Origin of the sequence: Methylobacterium crusticola, assembly GCF_003574465.1 — a bacterium.
GTDB classification, from domain to species: domain Bacteria; phylum Pseudomonadota; class Alphaproteobacteria; order Rhizobiales; family Beijerinckiaceae; genus Methylobacterium; species Methylobacterium crusticola.
On sequence record NZ_QOWC01000064.1, the window covers coordinates 20,080 to 38,758 of the forward strand.

Here is an 18,679-nt window from a genome sequence, read left to right on the forward strand (position 1 = left end):
AACCCGGGTCTAGGACAATGGCGCGTGAGGATGGGCGCGTCATGGTGCAGCTGCTCGATGGGATTCAGTCGGCCGAGGGCATCGCGGCCCTCGCCGCCGCGGGGGTGATCCGGTCCGACGCGCCGTTCGCGGACGACCAGGTCCAGCCCGCGAGCCTCGACCTGCGCCTCGGCCGGCGGGTCTACCGGGTGCGGGCGAGCTTCCTGCCGGGGCGCCTGCGGGACGTCGCCGCCTGCCTCGCCGCGCTCAAGCTGCACGAGATCGACCTGAGCCAGGGCGCCGTGCTGGAGACCGGCTGCGTCTACATCGCGGAGTTGCAGGAGGGCCTCGCCCTTCCCCCCGACCTCGCCGCGAGCGCGAACCCGAAGAGCTCCACCGGGCGCATCGACGTCTTCACCCGGGTGATCACCGACCAGGCCCGGGAGTTCGACATGGTCGAGCCGGGCTACGCCGGCCCCCTCTTCGCCGAGATCTCGCCGCGCACCTTCCCGGTGCTGGTGCGCACCGGCTCGCGCCTGTCGCAGCTGCGCTTCCGCCGCGGCGCCGTGCGGCTGGACGACGCCGCCCTCGCGCGCCTGCACGCCGGCACGCCCCTCGTCAGCGCCGCCGAGCCGTCCTTCCAGGGCGGCGTCGCGGTCTCGGTGGACCTCGCGGGCTTCGACGGGCTGATCGGCTACCGGGCCAAGCGCCACACCGGCCTCGTCGACGTCGACCGGCCGCGCGCCTACGCGGCGGCGGATTTCTGGGAGCCGCTCACGACCGACGGCTCCGGCACCCTGATCCTCGACCCCGGCCAGTTCTACATCCTGGCCTCGAAGGAATCGGTCCAGGTGCCCCCGGACTACGCCGCCGAGATGGTGCCGTTCGACCCCCTGGTGGGCGAGTTCCGGGTCCACTACGCCGGCTTCTTCGATCCCGGCTTCGGGCACGCCGCGGCCGGCGGCACGGGCGCGCGCGCCGTGCTGGAGGTGCGCTCCCGCGACGTGCCGTTCATGCTGGAGGATGGCCAGATCGTCGGCCGGCTCGTCTACGAGCGCATGGCCCAGCGCCCGGCCGCCCTCTACGGGATGGAGGCGGGATCGAACTACCAAGCCCAGGGGCTGAAGCTGTCCAAGCACTTCGTGTGAGGGCGGCCGGCGCACTGGCGCCGTCGGCCGGGCGCGCCGCCCCGCGGCGCGAGATAAGTCGGCGCGGGGCTGTCGGCCGGCGGCTCCGGCGCGCGTCCTCGGTTGCGTCGGCGCCGCGGGGCGCCGGCCGAGGACCAGAGACCCGCGAGGAGGAGCCCATGACGACCACGACCGATTCCGCCCCGCCCGCACCCGCGCCGGTGCTCGGGGGCGTGGTGCCGTACCTGACCGTCGACGGCGCCGCGAGGGCGGCGGAGTTCTACGTGCGCGCCTTCGGGGCGGTGGAGGTCGGGCGCCATCCCGTCGACGACCAGGGCCGGACGATGCACGTCCACCTGCACCTCAACGGCGGCTCGCTGATGCTGGGCGACGCCTACCCGGAATACGGCCACCCGCTGACGGCGCCCCAGGCCTTCAACCTGATGCTGCCGGTCGACGACATCGACGCCTGGTGGGGGCGGGCCGTGGAGGCCGGCGCCACGGTGGTGACGCCGCTCCAGGTGATGTTCTGGGGCGACCGCTACGGCCAGCTCAAGGACCCGTTCGGCGTCACCTGGGCGATGAACGCCCCGGCGGGCTGACCCTCGGCGGCGCCCCTGCCGGCGTCCCGCGGCCCGGGCCCCCGCGTCAGCCGGCCGCCGCCGCGTCGAGGAGCCAGGCCGCCTCGCCCGCGGCGCGGGCGCGGCCGGCGGGCAGGTCCTCGCCGGCGGCGAGGCGCCGGAGGGGCGCGCGCTTGCCCGCGCCCGTGACCAGGAAGAGGAGGTGGCGGGTCGCACTGAGCGCCGGGATCGTCAGACTCACCCGCGGCACGAAGGGCGCGAGACCCGCCTCGGGCACGCCGACGACCCAGCGGTCGGCGACGTCCACGGCCGGCTTGCCGGGAAACAGCGAGGCGGTGTGGCCGTCCTCGCCGAGGCCGAGCAGCACGAGGTCGAAGAGCGGCCGGGCGGGGTCGAGCCGGTCGGCGCCGTACCAGGCCCGGAGCGCGGACTCGTAGGCCGCCGCGCCCTCCTCGGGCGCGCCCGCGGCCGGGATCGGGTGCAGGTGGCCCGGGGGCACCGGCGCGGCGGGCCCGAAGGCCTCCCGCACCATCCGCAGGTTGCTGCCGGCCTCGGGCGCGTCGCCCACGCGCTCGTCGCCGAAGAACCAGTGCAGGCGGTCCCACGGCAGCCGGTCGCGGTAGTCCGGCCCGGCGAGCAGCCCGTAGAGGCGCCCGGGGGTCGAGCCGCCCGAGAGGCAGATCGCGGCCCGGCCGGGGGCCGCCCGGGCGACCGCGACCAGCCGCTCGGCCGCCGCCCGGGCGACCGCGTCCGGGTCGGCCAGGACCTCGGTCCCGGGAGGCAGGGCGCTCACGCGGGGCGCCCCAGGGGCCGCCAGGCCCGGCCGTCGCGGGAGAGGAGCGCGTCGGCCTCCGCCGGGCCGGCGCTGCCGGCCTCGTAGGGGCTCGGGCCGAGCGTCCCGTCGGCCGCCGCATCGAGGATCGGCTGCACGATGCGCCAGCCGGCCTCGATCATGTCGGCGCGCTGGAACAGCGTCGGGTCGCCGATCATGGCGTCGTAGATCAGGGTCTCGTAGCCGGTGCTGGGCTCGATCTGGAAGTGGTCCTTGTAGCAGAAGCGCATGTCGACGGCGCCGAGGCGCACGGCCGGGCCCGGCACCTTGGCGCCGAACTGCAGGGAGATGCCCTCGTCGGGCTGCAATTGCAGCACCAGCCAGTTCGGCACGTCGGCGTCGACCCCGGTGCCGTGGAACAGCGACAGCGGCGCCTGCTTGAAGCGGATCGCGATCTCGGTGTCGCGCCGGCTCATGGCCTTGCCGGTGCGCAGGTAGAACGGCACCCCGGCCCAGCGCCAGTTGTCGATGCCGAGCTTGAGCGCGACGTAGGTCTCGGTCCGGGTCTCGGGCGAGACGTCGGGCTCGCGGGCGTAGTCGCGCACCGGCTCGCCGTTCACGCGCCCGGCGGCGTACTGGCCCCGCACCGCGTCCTCGGGCCGACCGGAGGGCGTGGCGAGCAGCACCTCCTCCTTCTTGTCCCGCACGGCCTCGGCCTGGAACGAGATCGGCGGCTCCATCGCCACCAGGGTGTAGAGCTGGAACAGGTGGTTGGGCACCATGTCGCGCAGGGCCCCGGTGGCCTCGTAGAACTTGCCCCGCCCCTCAACCCCGACGGTCTCCGCCACGGTGATCTGCACGTGGTCGATGTGGTCGCGGTTCCACAGCGGCTCGAACAGGCCGTTGCCGAACCGGAACGCCATGATGTTCTGCACCGTCTCCTTGCCGAGGAAGTGGTCGATGCGGAAGACCTGCGCCTCGCTCAGGACGGTCAGGATCTCGCGGTTGAGGTCGCGCGCCGAGGCGACGTCGTGGCCGAAGGGCTTCTCGATGATCACCCGGCGCCAGCGGTCCTCGCCCTCGGCCATCAGTCCGGCCTCGGCGAGCCGCTTCACGGTCGGCCCGAACAGGGGCGCGGCCACCGCGAGGTAGAACAGCACGTTGCCGCCGCTCTGCGCGCCCGAATCCTCCGCGATGTGCTCCTTCAGGGTCTGGTAGGTCGCGGGGTCCGACAGGTCGCCCGCCATGTAGCGGACGCGGCCGACGAGGCCGTCCCAGGTCGCCTGGTCGAAGCCCCCGCCCCCGGCCTCGCCGCCCTTGGCGGTGATGAAGCCGCGCACGGTCTCGGTCAGCTCGCGGCGGAAATCCTCCGAGGACATCTCGGAGCGGCTGATGCCGATGATGGAGAACCTCTCCGGCAGCAGGCCCCAGCGGCCGAGGTTGTAGAGGGCCGGCATCAGGAGCCGGTGCGTGAGGTCGCCGGTCGCCCCGAAGATCACCAGGGTGCAGTCCGGGGGCGGCGCGGCGCCGTCGGCGATGGGATGCTGGCTCATTTCGGCTCCTGGTGTCCGCCGAAGCCCTTGCGCATCGCCGAGAGCAGCTTGTCGGCGTAGGTGGCGCCCTGGCGCGAGCGGAAGCGGGCATAGAGCGCGGCCGAGAGCACGTGGGCCGGCACCGCCTCCTCGATCGCCGCGTTCAGGGTCCAGCGCCCCTCGCCCGAATCGGCGACGTGGCCCGAGAACGCGTCGAGGTCCTCGTCGCCCGCGAGCGCGCTCGCCGTGAGGTCGAGGAGCCAGGACGACACCACGCTGCCCCGGCGCCAGACCTCCGCAATGTCGCCGAGGTTGAGGTCGAAGCGCTGCGCCTCGGGCAGTTCCTGCGCGCCGGCGTGCCGGAGGATCTCGAAGCCCTCGGCGTAGGCCTGCATCAGGCCGTACTCGATGCCGTTGTGGATCATCTTGACGAAGTGGCCGGCGCCGCTCGGGCCCGCGTGGATGTAGCCGCGCTCGGCCCGCGGGTCGCGCCCCTCGCGGCCGGGCGTGCGCGGCACGTCGCCGAGGCCCGGCGCGAGGGCCGCGAAGATCGGGTCGAGCCGGTCGACGGCCTCCTTGTGGCCGCCGATCATCATGCAGTAGCCCCGCTCCAGGCCCCAGACGCCGCCGGAGGTGCCGACGTCGACGTAGTGCAGGCCGCGCTCGTTCAGCACGGCGGCCCGGCGGATGTCGTCCTTGTAGAAGGAGTTGCCGCCGTCGATGACGACGTCGCCGGCCTGCATCAGGCCCGCGAGCTCGGTCACCGTCGCCTCCGTCGGGTCGCCCGCCGGGAGCATCACCCAGGCGGCCCGGGGCACGTCGAGGCGGGCGACGAAGTCCTCGAGGCTCGCGGCGCCCGCCGCCCCCGCCGCGACGAGGGCGGCCACCGCCGCCGGGTCGCGGTCGAACACCACCGCGGAGTGCCCCTCGCGCAGCAGCCGCCGCACGATGTTGCCACCCATCCGCCCGAGACCCACCATGCCGAGTTGCATCGCGTCACTCCTCACCGGCCGCCCTCGAGGGGCACGGCCCCGCCAGGCTCACGGCCCCGCGAAGCCACGATCGTGCCGAGCCGGCGGCCGCGCCCGGCAGCGCGCGGGCGAGGCGGCCGCCGGCATCGCGGTCCTTAAGTAAGAGCTTGGCGGAGCCGGTCGAGCCCTTGCGCCACGTCGCCCCGGATGTGCACGCGCAGGGCCCGGCGGCCGCGCTCGGACAGGACGCCGAAATCGCCCCGCGCCTGCGCGGCGATCACGGTGCCGAAGCCGAGCGCGCGCCCCGGGATGGCGAGGTCGGGGGCGTCGGCGGTGATCTGCAGGAAGACGCCGCTGTCCGGGCCGCCCTTGTAGGCCTGCCCGGTCGAGTGCAGGAAGCGCGGCCCGAACTCGACGCAGGTCGCGACGCGCCGGCCGTCGCGCAGGGCGAGGCGGGCGGCCTGGAGCGGCGCGAGGTGGTCCGCGTTGCGGGCCACGTAGGCGAGGAGCGCCACGTAGTCGCCGGGACCGATGCGGCCGAGATGCGCCCGGATCCAGCTCTCCGGGTCGCTCCCGGCGCCGGCCCGGCGCAGGGCGTCCGCGTTCTGCGGGTCGGTGAAGAGGGCGAGCCCGGCATCCTGCGCCACGGGCGTCTCGGCCGGCAGGGCGCCGTCCCGCTCCGCCGCCTCGGTCAGCTCCCGGGTCTTGATCTTGCTCGCCTCGACGTCGGGCTGGTCGAACGGGTTGATGCCGAGGACGGCGCCCACCACCGCGGTGGCGATCTCGAAGCGGAAGAACTCCTGGGGCAGGCCCTGCCTGGTGGCGACGGCGATCCGGGCGACCGGGTGGCCGGCCTCCTCCAGGGCCTTCACGGCGGCGTCCTCTGCCGCGTCCGCCCCCTCGTCGAGGCGCAGGTAGACGAAGAAGCGGTCCCGGCCGTAGACGTCCGGCGCCCCCAGGGGCTCGCCGTCGATCGGGATCAGGCCCCGGCCCTCCTTGCCGGTCGACTCGGCGATGAGCTGCTCGGCCCAGGCCCCGAAGGCCGCGATGCCCGGCGAGGCGACGAGCGTGACCTTGTCGCGGCCCTGGTCCCGCGCCGCGACGCCGAGCGCGAGGCCGAGCGTCACGCCGGGGTTGAGGTCGGGCGGCACGTCGGGGCCGCAGGAGCGCACCATGGCGCGGGCGCTCGCCAGGAAGGCCGCCACGTCGAGGCCCATGGCGGCGGCCGGCACCAGCCCGAAGGCCGAGAGCACCGAGTAGCGCCCGCCGATCTGCGGCACGCCGTGGAAGATGCGCCGGAAGCCGTCGGCCAGGGCGGCCTTCTCCATGGCCGAGCCCGGATCGGTCACGGCGACGAAGTGGCGCCCGGCCCCCTCCCCGAGCACCTCGCGCGCCCGGGCCAGGAAGTAGTCGCGGAACACGTTGGGCTCGAGGGTGGAGCCGGACTTCGAGGCGACGATGAACAGGGTGCGCCGCAGGTCCACCGCCGCCTCGACGGCCCGGACCTCGGCCGGGTCGGTCGAGTCGAGGATGCGCAGGCGCGGGAAGCCGGGCTGCGGCCCGTAGGTCTCGGCCAGCACCTCCGGCCCGAGGCTGGAGCCGCCCATGCCGAGCACCACCGCGTCGGTGAGGCCCTCGGCCCTGATCTCCGCCGCGAAGGCCGCGTAGTCCGCCGCCCGGGCGGCCTCGTCCTCCACGATGGTGAGCCAGCCGAGCCAGCGGTCCTCGTCGGCGCCGCTCCACACGCCCGTGTCGCGCTTCCAGAGCCGGCGCACGAGGCCGCCGGCGCGCCAGTGCTCCACGGCCTGCTTGAGCGGCTCCTCGAGGCCGCCGAGGGCGAGGGCCTGGCCGTCGAGCCCCTGTCCCAGGAACGTCTCCCGCTTGCCCGCGACCGCGCCCAGCACCTTGTCGGCGGCGTCGACGAAGAGCTGCACGCCCTCGCGCACGAGGTCCCGCGCCACCGCGTCGAGGTCGATGCCGGCCCGCGCCAAGTGGGCGAGGACCCGCTCGGCCTCGCCGAGGTCCTCCTCCAGGCTCGCCCGCACCCGGCCGTGGTCCCGGAACGCGTCCATGGTGGCGGGCGGGATGGTGTTGACGGTGTTCGGGCCGATCAGCTCCTCGACGTAGAGCACGTCGGAATAGGCCTTGTTCTTGGTGCCGGTGGAGGCCCAGAGCAGGCGCTGGGGATGCGCGCCCTCGGCGGCCAGGCGCTCCCAGCGCGGGCCGGCGAACAGGCGCTTGTAGCGCTGGTAGGCGAGCTTGGCGTTGGCGACCGCGACCTTGCCCTTGAGGCCCTCCAGCGCCGCCTTCTCGTCCGGGTCGTTGGCCTGCGCGATCCTGGCGTCGAGGAGCGTGTCCACGGCCGCGTCGATGCGGCTGACGAAGAAGCTCGCGACGCTGGCGACGCGGCCGACCGGGCCGCCCTTCCGGGCCAGGCGCTCCAGGCCCTCGATGTAGGCCTCGGCGACGGCCGCGTAGGTGTCCTGGGCGAACAGCAGCGTGATGTTGACGTTGATGCCGTCGGCGGTGAGGTCGCGGATGGCCGGCAGCCCATCGGGCGTCGCCGGCACCTTGACCATCAGGTTGTCGCGCTTGACCGACGACCAGAGGCGGCGGGCCTCCGCCAGGGTCTCGGCGGTGTCGAGGGCGAGGTAGGGGGAGACCTCCAGGCTGACGAAGCCGTCCTGGCCGCCGCTCGCGTCGTAGACCGGCCGGAGCACGTCGGCGGCGGCCTGGATGTCCGCGACGGCGAGCCCCTCGTAGAGGTCGATGACCCGCTCGTCGCCCGCCCGCTTCAGCGCCGCGTCGTACTCGTCGGAATGCCCGATGGCCTTCTCGAAGATCGCCGGGTTGGAGGTGACCCCGCGCAGGCCGTCCTCGTCCACGAGCCGCTTCAGCTGTCCGTCGGCCACGAAGCCGCGGGCGACGAAGTCGAGCCAGACGGCCTGGTCCTGTTCCGCGTGCAGCGCCTTGAGCGGGTTCATGCCGGTCATCTCCACGTGATCCGCCGGAGATGTGGCCTTGCCCGGGCCGCTGTCCAGGGGGAACGCGCCGGGCGGGGTCAGGAAATGGCCGGGCCTCAGCGCCGGACGGGCCAGACCGCCGCGACGGCGGTGAGCGCCCAGCCGAGCATCAGCAGGAGGCCGCCGGCCGGCGCCGCCATGGGGAACAGGGGGCGCTGGGCGAGCGCCCGGAGCGCGAGGTCGCCCGAGAACAGGGCGAGGCCGAGGGCGAGCGCGAAGGCGGCGCCGCGGGTGACGGCGGGATGCGTGCGCGCGCCCGCCGCCAGGGCGGCGAGGCCCAGGAGGGCCGGGGCGTGGAAGAGCAGGAACTGCGCCGCCGTGAGGAGACTCGGGGCGTTGTCGAGGTGGGCCGCCGCCGCCGCGAGGGCGACGCCGAGCACGCCCGCGAGCGCCGCCAGCACCACGAGGGCGCGGTCCGCGGGGTCCGCCATCAGCCGCGCTCGGCGAGCAGGCGGGCGATGCTCGCCCGCAGGTCCTGGATGCCGTCGTCGGTGCGGCTGGAGGTGAGGACGATCTCCGGGAAGGCGGCCGGCCGGCGGGCGATCGCCGCCGCGGTGGCGTCGAGCCGGGCCTGGATCTCGGCCTGCTTCAGCGCATCGGCCTTCGTCAGGACGATCTGGTAGGACACCGCGGCCTTGTCGAGCTCGTCCAGCACCGCGGCGTCGTTCGGCTTCAGCCCGTGCCGGGAATCGACCAGGACGTAGACCCGGGCGAGGTTGGCGCGGCCCCGCAGGTAGTCGTGGATCAGCGCCGTCCAGGCCGCGACCTTGGCCTTCTCGACCGCGGCGTAGCCGTAGCCCGGCATGTCGACCAGGGTGAGCCTGCCCGCTATGTCGAAGAAGTTGAGCTGCTGGGTGCGCCCCGGCGTGTGCGAGGTGCGGGCGAGGGCGTTGCGCCCGGTGAGCGCGTTGATGAGGCTCGACTTGCCGACGTTGGAGCGGCCCGCGAACGCGATCTCGTGGCCCCGCATGGGCGGCAGGACCGCGAGCTTATCGGCGGCGTGGAAGAAGTCCGCCGCCCCCGCGAACAGCAGGCGCCCGGCCTCCGCGAGGGCGGCCTCCTCGTCGGCGTCCCGGGCCATCGTCAGCCCTTGGCCGCGGTCTTGGCGGGCGTCTTGTCGGCCGTCTTGGCCGCCGCGCGCCGGGAGAACGTGCCGCGCAGGTTGTCCCACAGCTCCACCTTCACCCCGTTGCGCCGCATGATCACGTATTGCTGGATCACCGACAGGGTGTTGTTCCAGGCCCAGTAGATCACGAGGCCGGCCGGGAACGAGCCGAGCATGAAGGTGAAGATGATCGGCATGAAGGTGAAGACCTGCGCCTGGACCGGGTCCGGGGGCGCCGGGTTCATCTTCATCTGCACGAACATCGTCACGCCCATGATGAGCGGCCAGATGCCGAGATGGAGGAAGTCCGGGGGCACGAAGGGCAGGAGGCCGAACAGGTTGAACACCGAGGTCGGGTCCGGCGCCGCGAGGTCGCGGATCCAGCCGAAGAACGGCGCGTGCCGCATCTCGATGGTGACGAACAGCACTTTGTAGAGCGCGAAGAAGACCGGGATCTGCACCAGCACGGGCCAGCAGCCCGCGACCGGATTGATCTTCTCCTTCTTGTAGAGCTCCATCATGGCCTGCTGCTGCTTGACCTTGTCGTCGCCGTAGCGCTCCCGGATCGAGGTCATCTCGGGCTGGACGGCCTTCATCTTGGCCATCGAGACGTAGGAGCGGTTGGCGATCGGCAGGAAGAACAGCTTCAGGATCAGCGTCACCACCAGGATCGAGACGCCGAAGTTGCCAAGCAGCCTGTAGAAGAAGTCCAGAGCCTTGAACATCGGCTTGGTGATGAAGTAGAACCAGCCCCAGTCGATCAGGAGGTCGAACCGCTTGATGCCGAGCGTGTGCTCGTAGCCGTCGATGGTGCCGACCTCCTTGGCGCCGGCGAACAGGCGCTGGCTGGCCTCCAGGGTGGCGCCGGGGGCGAGGCTGCGGGGCTCGCCGAGGCTGCTCGCCTGGTAGACCTTGGTGGCGCCCTCGTCCCGCTCCGTGAAGGTGCCGGTGTAGGGCGTGCCCTGGTCCGGGATTGCGGCGGCGGCCCAGTACTTGTCGGTGATGCCGAGGAAGCCGCCGGTGACGCCGGCCCAGGAGTGGCCCCGGGTGCCGGGCGCGCCGAGCGGGTTTTCCTTGCCGAGCTTGTCGTAGGTGAATTCCTGCAGGCCCTGGTCGCCGAGCACGCCGATCAGGCCCTCGTGGAGCACGTAGTAGCCCTGGGTGTGCGGCTTGCCCCAGCGCGAGACGAGGCCGTAGGGGTAGAGCGTGACGGGGCTCCCGCCCCGGTTCTCGACCGCGTCCGCGACCGTGAACATGAACTTGTCGTCGACCGCGAGGGTGCGGCGGAAGACGAGGCCGGCGCCGTTGTCCCAGGTCAGCGTCAGGGGCCTGGCCGGGGTGAGGACGTCGCCGTCGGCGGTCCAGACGGTGTCGCCGCCCGGCAGGGCCCCGGCCTCCTTCCCGACCCAGCCGAACTCGGCGTAGTACGGGTTCGCCGAGCCGGCGGGCGAGAGCAGCACGATGCGCGGGCTCTGGTCGTCCACGGTCTCGTGGTAGTTCTTCAGCGAGACGTCGTCGATGCGGCCGCCCTTGAGGGCGACGGAGCCCGCGAGGGCCGGCGTGTCGATGCGCACCCGCGGCGAGCGCGCCAGCGCCTCCTCGCGGGTGGCCGCGGCGAGCGGGCTGCCGCCGGGCGCGCCCGGGAGGGTGCTGGGCAGCGGGGCCGAGGGCCCGCCCTCCCGCGGGCTCGGCGCCGGCGTCGACTGCGCCTGCTGCTGGCGCTGCCGCTCGACCTGCGGCGCGCTGACGAAGTAGTTCCAGCCGAGCAGCACCGCCAGCGACAACGCGATGGCGATGATCATGTTCGTCTTGTCGTTACCCATGGGGGACCCGCGACGCCTGCCGCCAAAAGAGCGGGGCCGGCTGACGGGGATGGCGGCCCACCGTCCGGCCCTGCGACCAACACGACGAGGCGATTCCGGCCACCCGGGATCGCCTCAATTTCTCGATGCGGGCGCGCGGGGCTCCGCCGCGCCACCCTGGGGCGCCGCGCCCCCGTCGGGCTCCGTGCCACCCTGGGGCGCCGCGCCCCCGCGGGGCGCCGCGTCCTTGCGCGGGGGCGGGGCGGACCGCGCCGCCTTCGGCTTCGTGACCACGCCGAGCGCCCGCCGGATGTCCTCGACGAGTTGCGCGAAGGGCGCCCCGAGGGCGTCGCGGCGGCCGATCAGCACGACGTCGGCCGGACAGGCCCGATGCCCGGCGCCGGCCGCCTGCGCCGCCACCTTGAGGCGGCGGCGGATGCGGTTGCGCTCGGTGGCGTGCCCGACCCGCTTCGTCACGGTGAAGCCCACCCGCAGGCCGCCGGGCGGGCCCGCGTCGCGGAGGCGGCCCTGCGCCGTCAGGCGCCCGGTGTGGAAACGGCGGCCCGCGGCCGCCGCCAGGTAGTCGGGACGCCGGGTGATCCGGCCGAGCGGCGGTTCCGCGCCGTCCATCGCGGCGCCTCGGGTCCCGCGCCGGTCGCTTACGCCGACAGGCGCTTGCGGCCGCGGGCGCGGCGGGCCGCGATCACCCGGCGGCCGCCGACCGTGGCCATGCGGGCGCGGAAGCCGTGGCGGCGCTTGCGCACGAGCTTGGACGGTTGGTAGGTTCTCTTCACGGCGCGTTCTCCGAAGGCCGGGGCCGGCCTCGCCGCCTGGGCTCTACAGCCATGTGCGGAGCCGAGGCCCTCGTGGGTCCAGATTGTCGTTTGACGAATGGCGAACCGCGCCCGTGCGGGGCGCTGTCGCGTCGGGCCGGTGTATGGCGGAATGGCCTCTTTGAGTCAATCGCGTTAAGGAACCGCGCGGGAGCGCGCGCCGGCGCCCCGGCCCCACGGAGGTGAGCCGATGTTCGACGACGCCGAGAGCCGGCCGCGGCCGCAAGGCCAGGCGGCCGGTCACGTGATCGGGCAGGACCTCGCGGCCCTCTCCCTCGCCGATCTCGACGAGCGCGTCGACCTCCTGCGCCGGGAGATCGCCCGGCTGGAGGCCGCCCGGCGCGACAAGCAGGCCTCCCAGGACGCGGCCCACGCGGTCTTCAAGATCTAACGGGCTCAAGCGCGGCCGTTCTGCCAGGACCCTGCGCGACCTCGTCTTTCCGACTCGCCCCGAGGCCTCGTTAACCAATTTTTAAGCTTTCTGGCCGATAACGAAAGCCGTCCAGCTTCCTGGATGTCGAGTGGTCTCTGTCCACTCTGTTTGATGCCTCCCTGTACGACTTAATCCAGCCGCCCTTCGGGGCGGCTTTCTTTTTTCCCCGTGCCGCCGCCCGGCCGCGGGAGCCTGCGGGCCCGCCCGGCGTTCTCGTTAAGGTTAACGTTTCCTTTCCGGCGCGGACGGGCCGCCCTGGCGCTATCGTTGCGCCGAAGCACGGGAGAGCGACGCGGCCGTCCCATGGCGGGACGGGCGCGGGCCACGGCGGCACAGGAGGGGTCATGGGCGGGATGGACGTGATGTTTCGGGACGTGCAGGCGACGGTGCGGTTCGGCGAGACGTTCGTGGCCTCGGACGGGTTCAAGGCCCTGTTCCGCGAGGGCATGGCCCTGGTCGAGGACACGGCCGCCTATCTCGACGGGCCCGGCCGCGACGAGTCGCGCCTGCTCGCCCGGCACGCGGCCCTGTCCTACGCGAGCGAGAGCATGCGCCTGACGACCCGCCTGATGCAGATCGCCTCCTGGCTCCTGGTCCAGCGGGCCGTGTCGGAGGGCGAGCTGACCCTGAGCGAGGCCGCCCAGGAGAAGACCCGGGTGCGCCTGTCCAACGCCGAGGCGGGCGAGAGCGACCCGCGGCTCATCGCCGAGCTGCCCCTGTCGCTCCAGGCGCTGGTCGGGCAGTCGAAGCGCCTGCACGACCGCATCCTGCACCTCGACCGCCTGATCTCCGACGACCGCCCGACGCCCGAGCCGCGCGTGAGCCCGGTCTTCGCCCAGCACGACATGCTGCGCTCCGCCTTCCGGGCCTGACGCGGGCGCCGGGACCGCGGGTCCCCGCCCCTCGCCGGGGCGGGGACGGAGCCCGCCGTCGCGGCGGCCGGATCGGCCGCGGCGGTCAGATCGACCGCGGCGCCCCGCCGTCGACCCGGATCATGCTCCCGGTGACGTAGGAGGCCCGCTCCGAGGCGAGGAAGCAGGCGACGTCCGCGAATTCCTGGACCCGCCCGTAGCGCTTGGCCGGGATCGCCGCGCGGGCGGCCTCGGCGATCTCGGCCGGGCTCCGGCCCTGCGCCTTGGCGTTGGCGGCGTCGAGCTCGCCCGTGCGGTCGGTCTCGATGCGGCCCGGCAGAATCATGTTGACGGTGACGCCCTCGGCCGCGACCTCGGCCGAGAGGGTCTTGGCCCAGCCGGCGATCGAGGCGCGCAGCGCGTTCGACATCACGAGGTTCGGGATCGGCTGCTCGACGCCGCTCGAGGCCACGACCACGATGCGCCCGAACCCGGCCTGGCGCATGCCCGGCAGCACCAGCCCGGCGAGGCGGAAGACCGGCACCACCATGGCGTCGAATTGCGGCCCCCAGGCCTCGGGCGCCACCGTGAGCGCGGTGCCGGCCGGAGGCCCGCCGGTGTTCGCCACCAGGATGTCGACGCCCCCGAGGTGCTCCGCCGCGGCGGCGTGGATCGCCTCGACGTTGTCCGTCAGGCTGCCCGCGAAGGCGTGGGCGCGGCCGGCGCCGCGGGCGTTGATCGCCGCCACGGCCTCGTCGAGGCGCTCGCGGGTGCGGGCGGTGAGCATCACGTCCGCGCCCTCGGCCGCGAGGGCCTCGGCGATGCCGCGGCCGAGGCCGCGGCTGGACGACAGGACGAGGGCGCGCTTGCCCTTGAGGCCGAGATCCATGGGGTTTCCTCCTCTGTGGTCTTCGCGAGTTCAGGCCGCCGTGCCGGCGAGCCTCTGGAGCCAGCGCTCGGCCTGGGCCCGCACGTTGGCGGGCGCCGTGCCGCCGTAGCTGGTGCGACTCGACACCGAGTTCTCGACGCCGAGCACGTCGTAGACGGCGGCCGTGATGCGCGGCTCCTCGGCCCGCATCGCGTCGAGGGGCAGCGCCTCGAGGCCGACGCCCCGGGCGGCCGCGAGGCCGACGAGGCGCCCGGTGACGTGGTGGGCGTCCCGGAAGGCCAGGCCGAGCTCGCGCACCAGCCAGTCGGCGAGGTCGGTCGCGGTGGCGTAGCCCGAGCCCGCCGCGGCCCTCAGCACCTCCGGCACCGGCTGGAGGTCCCGCACCATGCCGGCCATGGCGGCGAGGCAGAGCGAGAGGGTCTGGAGCGCGTCGAAGGTGCCCTCCTTGTCCTCCTGCATGTCCTTCGAGTAGGCGAGCGGCAGGCCCTTCATGACGATCAGGAGCCCGGAGAGAGCGCCGATGACCCGGCCGGACTTCGCCCGCACCAGCTCGGCGGCGTCGGGGTTGCGCTTCTGCGGCATGATCGAGGAGCCGGTGGTGAACCGGTCGGAGAGCTTGACGAAGCCGAACTGCGCCGAGGTCCAGACCACGATCTCCTCGGCGAAGCGCGACAGGTGCACGGCCGCGATGGCGGCGGCCGAGAGGGCCTCGAGGGCGAAGTCGCGGTCGGCGACGGAATCGAGGGAGTTCGCGGTCGGCCGGTCGAAGCCGAGGGCCGTGGCGGTGGCGTGGCGGTCGATCGGGAACGAGGTGCCGGCGAGGGCCGCGGCCCCGAGCGGGCACTCGTTGAGGCGCGCCCGCGCGTCGCGGAACCGGCCGCGGTCGCGGCCCAGCATCTCCACGTAGGCGAGCAGGTGGTGGCCGAACGTCACGGGCTGGGCCGATTGCAGGTGGGTGAAGCCCGGCATCACCGTGCCGGCCTGCGCGAGCGCCGTCTCGGCGAGCGCCCGCTGGAGCTCGGCCGCCTGGGCGTCGAGCTGGTCGAGGGTGTCGCGCACCCAGAGCCGCATGTCGGTGGCGACCTGGTCGTTGCGGGAGCGGGCGGTGTGGAGCCGCCCGGCGGCCGGGCCGACGATCTCCCGCAGCCGGCTCTCCACGCTCATGTGGATGTCCTCCAGCTCGCGCGCGAACGTGAAGGTGCCGGCCTCGATTTCGGCCTGGACCGTCTTGAGCCCGGCCTCGATTGCGGCCACATCCTCGGCCGGCAGGATGCCGGCACTCCCCAGCATGGCGACGTGGGCGAGCGAGCCCCGGATGTCCTGGGGGGCGAGGCGCTTGTCGAAGCCGATGGAGGCGTTGATCTCCTCCATGATCTCGGCGGGGCCGCTCGCGAAGCGCCCGCCCCACATCCGGTTGCTCATGTCCACACCTCGTGTCAGGTCCCCGACGACCACCCGCCTCGCCGTCGGGGGCGGCCTCCTCGCGGCGGCGCTCGCCCTCGGGGCCGCCCTATACGGGACGGCCGGCGGCGGCGCCAGCGCCGCCTGCCCGCTCGCCTCCGCGACCGCCCGGCGCGTGGCCCCGCTCGCCCGCGGCGAGGTGGCGGCGCTCCAGGTCGTCTCCGACCCCAAGCCGGCGCCGGCCATCGCCTTCACCGGGCCGGACGGGCAGCCGCGCACGCTCGCCGACCTCAAGGGCCGCACGGTGCTCCTGAACCTGTGGGCGACCTGGTGCGCGCCGTGCAAGGCGGAGATGCCGGCCCTCGACCGGCTGCAGGGGGCGCTGGGGGACAAGGATTTCGAGGTGGTGGCGCTCAACCTCGACACCCGCAACCCCGACCGGCCGCCGCTCTGGATGAAGGAGAACGGGATCACCCGCCTGGCGTACTATGCCGACCCGGCCGGGCGGGCGCTGCCGGTGCTGCAGCAGGGCGGCGAGGTCGTCGGCCTGCCCACCACCTTCCTGATCGACCCGGCCGGCTGCGGGATCGGGGTGATGAAGGGCCCGGCCGAGTGGGCGAGCGAGGACGCGCTGGCGCTGGTGCGGGCGGCGCTCGGGCGGGGGTGAGCCGCCCGGCAGGCGTGGCTCGGATCAGGGGGCCTGGCAGCTCTCGTGGCCCCAGCTCAAGCCGTCTCCCGGGCGGACCTTCTCGGGCGCTCGTTTCCGCTCGCTCCAGGCGCGGATCGACAGTTTCTCGGTCGGCGAGAGACGTGCGGTCTCCGCCGGATCGAGCTGTGCCGGCGTCTTGATGCCGGGCAGCGCACCCAGGCCATCGATTGCCGGCTTGTCGCCTTCCACGACGAAGACGTGGTCGGAGAATTCCTGGGTCCTATGCGCCTGCCGCAGAGCCAACCACGTGCTGGCATCCGCCTCGGCAGGGTCGAGGATCATGACCTGTTCCATCTCAGTGCCCGTTTGAGAATGGCTATGGGTGGCAGATGCGTTGGATGAGCAGGCTTCCCATGGCCAGGTAGATCATGGCCTCTGACACATCACAGCGCTCCTCGTAGTCGCGCACCAGCCGCCGCCAGCGCATCATCCAGCCCAGGGACCGCTCGACCACCCAACGCCGTGGAAGCACATGAAACCCTTGCTGGCCCTCAAGCTTGCGCACGATCTCCGGCACGAAGTCGCGATAGGCCGCCGCGCTCATCAGGTGACCGCGGTCGTAGGCGCCATCAGCGAACAGGTGCTTGAGCCAGGGCCAGCGGCGACGGATGGCCGTGATGATCGCCTCGGCGCCCGCCGCATCCTGCACGTCGGCGGTCGTGAGATGCACCATCAGTAGGCGCCCGTCCGTATCCACCGCGACGTGGCGCTTGCGACCCTTGATGCGCTTGCCGGCGTCATAGCCTCCTCCGTGGGGAGCGCCGGGCGCCTTCACGCTTTGACTGTCGATCACGCCGGCTGACGGGCTTGCTTCGCGTCCGACCCGCTCGCGATCCAGCATCAGGGCGACGTCGTGCAGCGTTCGGAACAGCAGGCGGCGGACGAAGCGGCGGAACCACCAGTAGACCGTCTGCCACGGGCCGAAGTGGGTCGGCAGCATGCGCCAGGAGCAGCCGGCGCGGGCGAGGTAGCGCAGGGCGTTGAGGATCTCGCGCAAGTCCACCTTGGGTATGCGTCCGCGTGTGGCGGGTTTGGGCAGCAGGGGCGCGATATGCTGCCATTCGGCATCGGACAGGTCGCTCGGGTAGCGCCGCCGCGTTTCGAAGGTGGTCTGGCGCGCACGGTGTTGGTTTGTCCACATCCCCTGGAGATGGTTCCCGAATTCGCACTCCGCAAACTGACATGCCCATTCTCAAACGGGCACTCAGGCCTCCTGTGCGACGCCGGTCGCCGCGGGCATCGTGTAGCCGAGATGGTCAGGCGTCTCGGCGCACATGGCCCACGCGTTGCGCTTCATGATGCATGACACGCCGCCACCCGCGGCGCACTTGTCACAGTCAAGGTTCGGATAGCGCAAAACTGTTTTCCGAAAACGAAATGCTGCCGATCGGGACATGCTGCGGGAACGGCGGAGTCTGGCGATGCCGTCCCGCGTTGATCCCACACAGGTTTCCTGGCAGGCGGGGCGCCATGCAGACGACCCCCTCCCCCCGCCGCCTGCCCCGCCCGCTCTCGGCCCTGCGCAGCCTCCTCGTCAGCGGCGCCGGCGGCGGCCTCGTCCTCATGGCGAGCGCCGTGCTCGCCCTGATCGTGGCGAACGGCCCCCTCGGCCCGGCCTACGCGCAGGCGCTGCACGCCGCAATCGGCCCCATGAGCCTGCTGCACTGGATCAACGACGGCCTGATGGCGGTCTTCTTCCTGCTCGTCGGGCTCGAGATCAAGCGCGAGGTCCTGGACGGGGGCCTGCGCACCTGGCCCGACCGCGCCCTGCCGGGCATCGCGGCGCTCGGCGGCATGGCGGTGCCGGCCCTCGTCTACGTGGCGATCAACGCCGGCACGCCCGCGACCCTGCGCGGCTGGGCCATCCCGGCCGCCACCGACATCGCCTTCGCGCTCGGGGTCCTGGGCCTGCTCGGGTCCCGGGCGCCGGTCTCCCTGAAGGTGTTCCTGACCGCCCTCGCGATCCTGGACGATCTCGGCGCGGTGCTCATCATCGCGCTGTTCTACACCGCCGACCTGTCCTGGCCGGTGCTCGGCCTCGCCGCGGCCGTCCTCGCCATGCTGGTCACCCTCAACCGGGTGGGCCTGCGGCGGCTCGGGCCCTACCTGATCCTCGGCGCCGCGCTCTGGCTCCTGGTGCTGCGCTCGGGCCTCCACGCCACGGTGGCGGGCGTGCTCCTGGCCCTCGCGATCCCGCTCCGGGCGAGCCCGGGCCGGCCCGACGACAGCCGCTCGCCCCTGCACCGCCTCGAGCACGCGCTCCAGCCCTGGGTGGCCTACCTGATCCTGCCGGTGTTCGGCTTCGCCAACGCCGGGGTGTCGCTGGCCGGGCTCGAGGCCGGCGCGCTCCTCGCCCCCGTCACCCTCGGGGTGGCGTCGGGGCTGTTCGTCGGCAAGCAGATCGGGGTGCTCGGCGGCATCTGGCTCGCCGTGCGGGCGGGCGTCGCCCACAAGCCGGCGGGCGCCGGCTGGCGCCACATCTACGGCGTGTCGCTGCTCTGCGGCATCGGCTTCACCATGAGCCTGTTCATCGGCGGCCTTGCCTTCGCCAGGCAGCCGGAGTTCGACACCGAGACGAAGCTCGGCGTGCTCGCCGGCTCGCTGCTCTCAACGCTCGCCGGCGCGCTGGTCCTGTCGCTGGGCTCCCGCCGCGGGGCCCCGGGCTGACGGC

General features: G+C 73.4%; 19 protein-coding genes. 6 read left to right on the forward strand and 13 right to left on the reverse strand.

Translation table 11 applies throughout. The features are described 5' to 3' along the window. The first annotated feature begins 41 nt into the window (after nt 1–41). Nucleotides 42–1,127 (forward strand): 2'-deoxycytidine 5'-triphosphate deaminase, encoded by a 1,086-nt coding sequence (locus tag DT057_RS19665; protein ID WP_128563799.1) that lies wholly within the window; start codon nt 42–44, stop codon nt 1,125–1,127. Nucleotides 1,128–1,285: 158 nt separating this feature from the next. Next, nucleotides 1,286–1,708 (forward strand): VOC family protein, encoded by a 423-nt coding sequence (locus DT057_RS19670; protein ID WP_128563800.1) that lies wholly within the window; start codon nt 1,286–1,288, stop codon nt 1,706–1,708. 46 nt (nt 1,709–1,754) lie between these two features. Here the strand turns inward: DT057_RS19670 and pgl are convergent, their stop codons facing one another. The 9 genes from pgl to rpmH all read right to left on the reverse strand — a co-directional run bounded on the left by pgl (nt 1,755) and on the right by rpmH (nt 11,686). After that, nucleotides 1,755–2,480, reverse strand: a complete 726-nt coding sequence (gene pgl / locus DT057_RS19675; protein WP_128563801.1) for a 6-phosphogluconolactonase — start codon at nt 2,478–2,480, stop codon at nt 1,755–1,757. Further along, complete coding sequence (zwf, locus tag DT057_RS19680) at nt 2,477–4,012, reverse strand: glucose-6-phosphate dehydrogenase (RefSeq protein ID WP_128563802.1); 1,536 nt, start codon at nt 4,010–4,012, stop codon at nt 2,477–2,479. Before zwf ends, pgl begins: the two co-directional genes overlap by 4 nt. Next, a complete protein-coding gene (gene gnd / locus DT057_RS19685) occupies nt 4,009–4,983 on the reverse strand; it encodes a phosphogluconate dehydrogenase (NAD(+)-dependent, decarboxylating) (RefSeq protein ID WP_128563803.1) in 975 nt (324 codons plus the stop codon). Before gnd ends, zwf begins: the two co-directional genes overlap by 4 nt. Nucleotides 4,984–5,117: 134 nt before the next feature. Further along, a complete protein-coding gene (locus tag DT057_RS19690) occupies nt 5,118–7,946 on the reverse strand; it encodes a bifunctional transaldolase/phosoglucose isomerase (RefSeq protein WP_128563816.1) in 2,829 nt (942 codons plus the stop codon). Nucleotides 7,947–8,041: 95 nt separating this feature from the next. Beyond that, entirely contained in the window at nt 8,042–8,416 is a 375-nt protein-coding gene (locus DT057_RS19695; RefSeq protein ID WP_128563804.1) for a DUF423 domain-containing protein, read from the reverse strand. Next, nucleotides 8,416–9,066, reverse strand: a complete 651-nt coding sequence (gene yihA, locus DT057_RS19700) for a ribosome biogenesis GTP-binding protein YihA/YsxC (RefSeq protein ID WP_128563805.1) — start codon at nt 9,064–9,066, stop codon at nt 8,416–8,418. The genes DT057_RS19695 and yihA overlap by 1 nt, the downstream gene beginning before the upstream one ends. Nucleotides 9,067–9,068: 2 nt before the next feature. Continuing rightward, the gene (gene yidC, locus DT057_RS19705) at nt 9,069–10,913 is read right to left on the reverse strand and encodes a membrane protein insertase YidC (RefSeq protein WP_128563806.1); all 1,845 of its coding nucleotides are present in this window, start codon (nt 10,911–10,913) and stop codon (nt 9,069–9,071) included. Nucleotides 10,914–11,027: 114 nt separating this feature from the next. Continuing rightward, complete coding sequence (locus DT057_RS19710; protein WP_128563807.1) at nt 11,028–11,522, reverse strand: ribonuclease P protein component; 495 nt, start codon at nt 11,520–11,522, stop codon at nt 11,028–11,030. A gap of 29 nt (nt 11,523–11,551) precedes the next feature. Continuing rightward, nucleotides 11,552–11,686: a 50S ribosomal protein L34 gene (gene rpmH, locus DT057_RS19715; RefSeq protein ID WP_015931829.1), complete on the reverse strand. Its 135-nt coding sequence runs from the start codon at nt 11,684–11,686 to the stop codon at nt 11,552–11,554. A gap of 229 nt (nt 11,687–11,915) precedes the next feature. Here rpmH and DT057_RS19720 point away from each other — a divergent pair, with 229 nt between their 5' ends. Together DT057_RS19720 and rcdA are read left to right on the forward strand one after the other, a co-directional pair. Beyond that, nucleotides 11,916–12,116, forward strand: a complete 201-nt coding sequence (locus DT057_RS19720; RefSeq protein WP_128563808.1) for a DUF1192 domain-containing protein — start codon at nt 11,916–11,918, stop codon at nt 12,114–12,116. A gap of 386 nt (nt 12,117–12,502) precedes the next feature. Beyond that, the gene (rcdA, locus tag DT057_RS19725) at nt 12,503–13,030 is read left to right on the forward strand and encodes a protease adaptor protein RcdA (RefSeq protein ID WP_128563809.1); all 528 of its coding nucleotides are present in this window, start codon (nt 12,503–12,505) and stop codon (nt 13,028–13,030) included. An 85-nt stretch (nt 13,031–13,115) separates the two neighbouring features. On the opposite strand, the gene DT057_RS19730 is transcribed toward rcdA, so the two are convergent. Next, nucleotides 13,116–13,898, reverse strand: coding sequence for an SDR family oxidoreductase (locus DT057_RS19730; protein ID WP_128563810.1), 783 nt, complete (start codon nt 13,896–13,898; stop codon nt 13,116–13,118). A 30-nt stretch (nt 13,899–13,928) separates the two neighbouring features. After that, on the reverse strand, nt 13,929–15,320 hold the full coding sequence (argH, locus tag DT057_RS19735; protein WP_128563811.1) for an argininosuccinate lyase: 1,392 nt from the start codon (nt 15,318–15,320) through the stop codon (nt 13,929–13,931). Between argH and tlpA the strand changes: the two genes are divergently transcribed. Continuing rightward, entirely contained in the window at nt 15,319–15,966 is a 648-nt protein-coding gene (gene tlpA / locus DT057_RS19740; protein WP_128563812.1) for a thiol:disulfide interchange protein TlpA, read from the forward strand. The genes argH and tlpA overlap by 2 nt on opposite strands. 24 nt (nt 15,967–15,990) lie before the next feature. On the opposite strand, the gene DT057_RS19745 is transcribed toward tlpA, so the two are convergent. Both DT057_RS19745 and DT057_RS19750 read right to left on the reverse strand, forming a co-directional pair. After that, a complete protein-coding gene (locus DT057_RS19745; RefSeq protein WP_128563813.1) occupies nt 15,991–16,302 on the reverse strand; it encodes a hypothetical protein in 312 nt (103 codons plus the stop codon). Nucleotides 16,303–16,324: 22 nt separating this feature from the next. After that, entirely contained in the window at nt 16,325–17,149 is an 825-nt protein-coding gene (locus tag DT057_RS19750; protein ID WP_128563814.1) for an IS5 family transposase, read from the reverse strand. Nucleotides 17,150–17,478: 329 nt separating this feature from the next. Between DT057_RS19750 and nhaA the strand changes: the two genes are divergently transcribed. Continuing rightward, the gene (gene nhaA / locus DT057_RS19755; protein ID WP_128563815.1) at nt 17,479–18,675 is read left to right on the forward strand and encodes a Na+/H+ antiporter NhaA; all 1,197 of its coding nucleotides are present in this window, start codon (nt 17,479–17,481) and stop codon (nt 18,673–18,675) included. Nucleotides 18,676–18,679: the final 4 nt, after the last annotated feature.

Bases quoted from the DNA above. Each gene is read 5' to 3' on its own strand.
- DT057_RS19665 (WP_128563799.1), top strand. From the start codon at position 42: ATGGTGCAGCTGCTCGATGGGATTCAGTCGGCCGAGGGCATCGCGGCC.
- DT057_RS19670 (WP_128563800.1), top strand. From the start codon at position 1,286: ATGACGACCACGACCGATTCCGCCCCGCCCGCACCCGCGCCGGTGCTC.
- zwf (WP_128563802.1), bottom strand. From the start codon at position 4,012: ATGAGCCAGCATCCCATCGCCGACGGCGCCGCGCCGCCCCCGGACTGC.
- gnd (WP_128563803.1), bottom strand. From the start codon at position 4,983: ATGCAACTCGGCATGGTGGGTCTCGGGCGGATGGGTGGCAACATCGTG.
- DT057_RS19690 (WP_128563816.1), bottom strand. From the start codon at position 7,946: ATGAACCCGCTCAAGGCGCTGCACGCGGAACAGGACCAGGCCGTCTGG.
- DT057_RS19695 (WP_128563804.1), bottom strand. From the start codon at position 8,416: ATGGCGGACCCCGCGGACCGCGCCCTCGTGGTGCTGGCGGCGCTCGCG.
- yihA (WP_128563805.1), bottom strand. From the start codon at position 9,066: ATGGCCCGGGACGCCGACGAGGAGGCCGCCCTCGCGGAGGCCGGGCGC.
- yidC (WP_128563806.1), bottom strand. From the start codon at position 10,913: ATGGGTAACGACAAGACGAACATGATCATCGCCATCGCGTTGTCGCTG.
- DT057_RS19710 (WP_128563807.1), bottom strand. From the start codon at position 11,522: ATGGACGGCGCGGAACCGCCGCTCGGCCGGATCACCCGGCGTCCCGAC.
- DT057_RS19720 (WP_128563808.1), top strand. From the start codon at position 11,916: ATGTTCGACGACGCCGAGAGCCGGCCGCGGCCGCAAGGCCAGGCGGCC.
- rcdA (WP_128563809.1), top strand. From the start codon at position 12,503: ATGGGCGGGATGGACGTGATGTTTCGGGACGTGCAGGCGACGGTGCGG.
- DT057_RS19730 (WP_128563810.1), bottom strand. From the start codon at position 13,898: ATGGATCTCGGCCTCAAGGGCAAGCGCGCCCTCGTCCTGTCGTCCAGC.
- tlpA (WP_128563812.1), top strand. From the start codon at position 15,319: ATGTCCACACCTCGTGTCAGGTCCCCGACGACCACCCGCCTCGCCGTC.
- argH (WP_128563811.1), bottom strand. From the start codon at position 15,320: ATGAGCAACCGGATGTGGGGCGGGCGCTTCGCGAGCGGCCCCGCCGAG.
- DT057_RS19745 (WP_128563813.1), bottom strand. From the start codon at position 16,302: ATGGAACAGGTCATGATCCTCGACCCTGCCGAGGCGGATGCCAGCACG.
- DT057_RS19750 (WP_128563814.1), bottom strand. From the start codon at position 17,149: ATGTGGACAAACCAACACCGTGCGCGCCAGACCACCTTCGAAACGCGG.
- nhaA (WP_128563815.1), top strand. From the start codon at position 17,479: ATGCAGACGACCCCCTCCCCCCGCCGCCTGCCCCGCCCGCTCTCGGCC.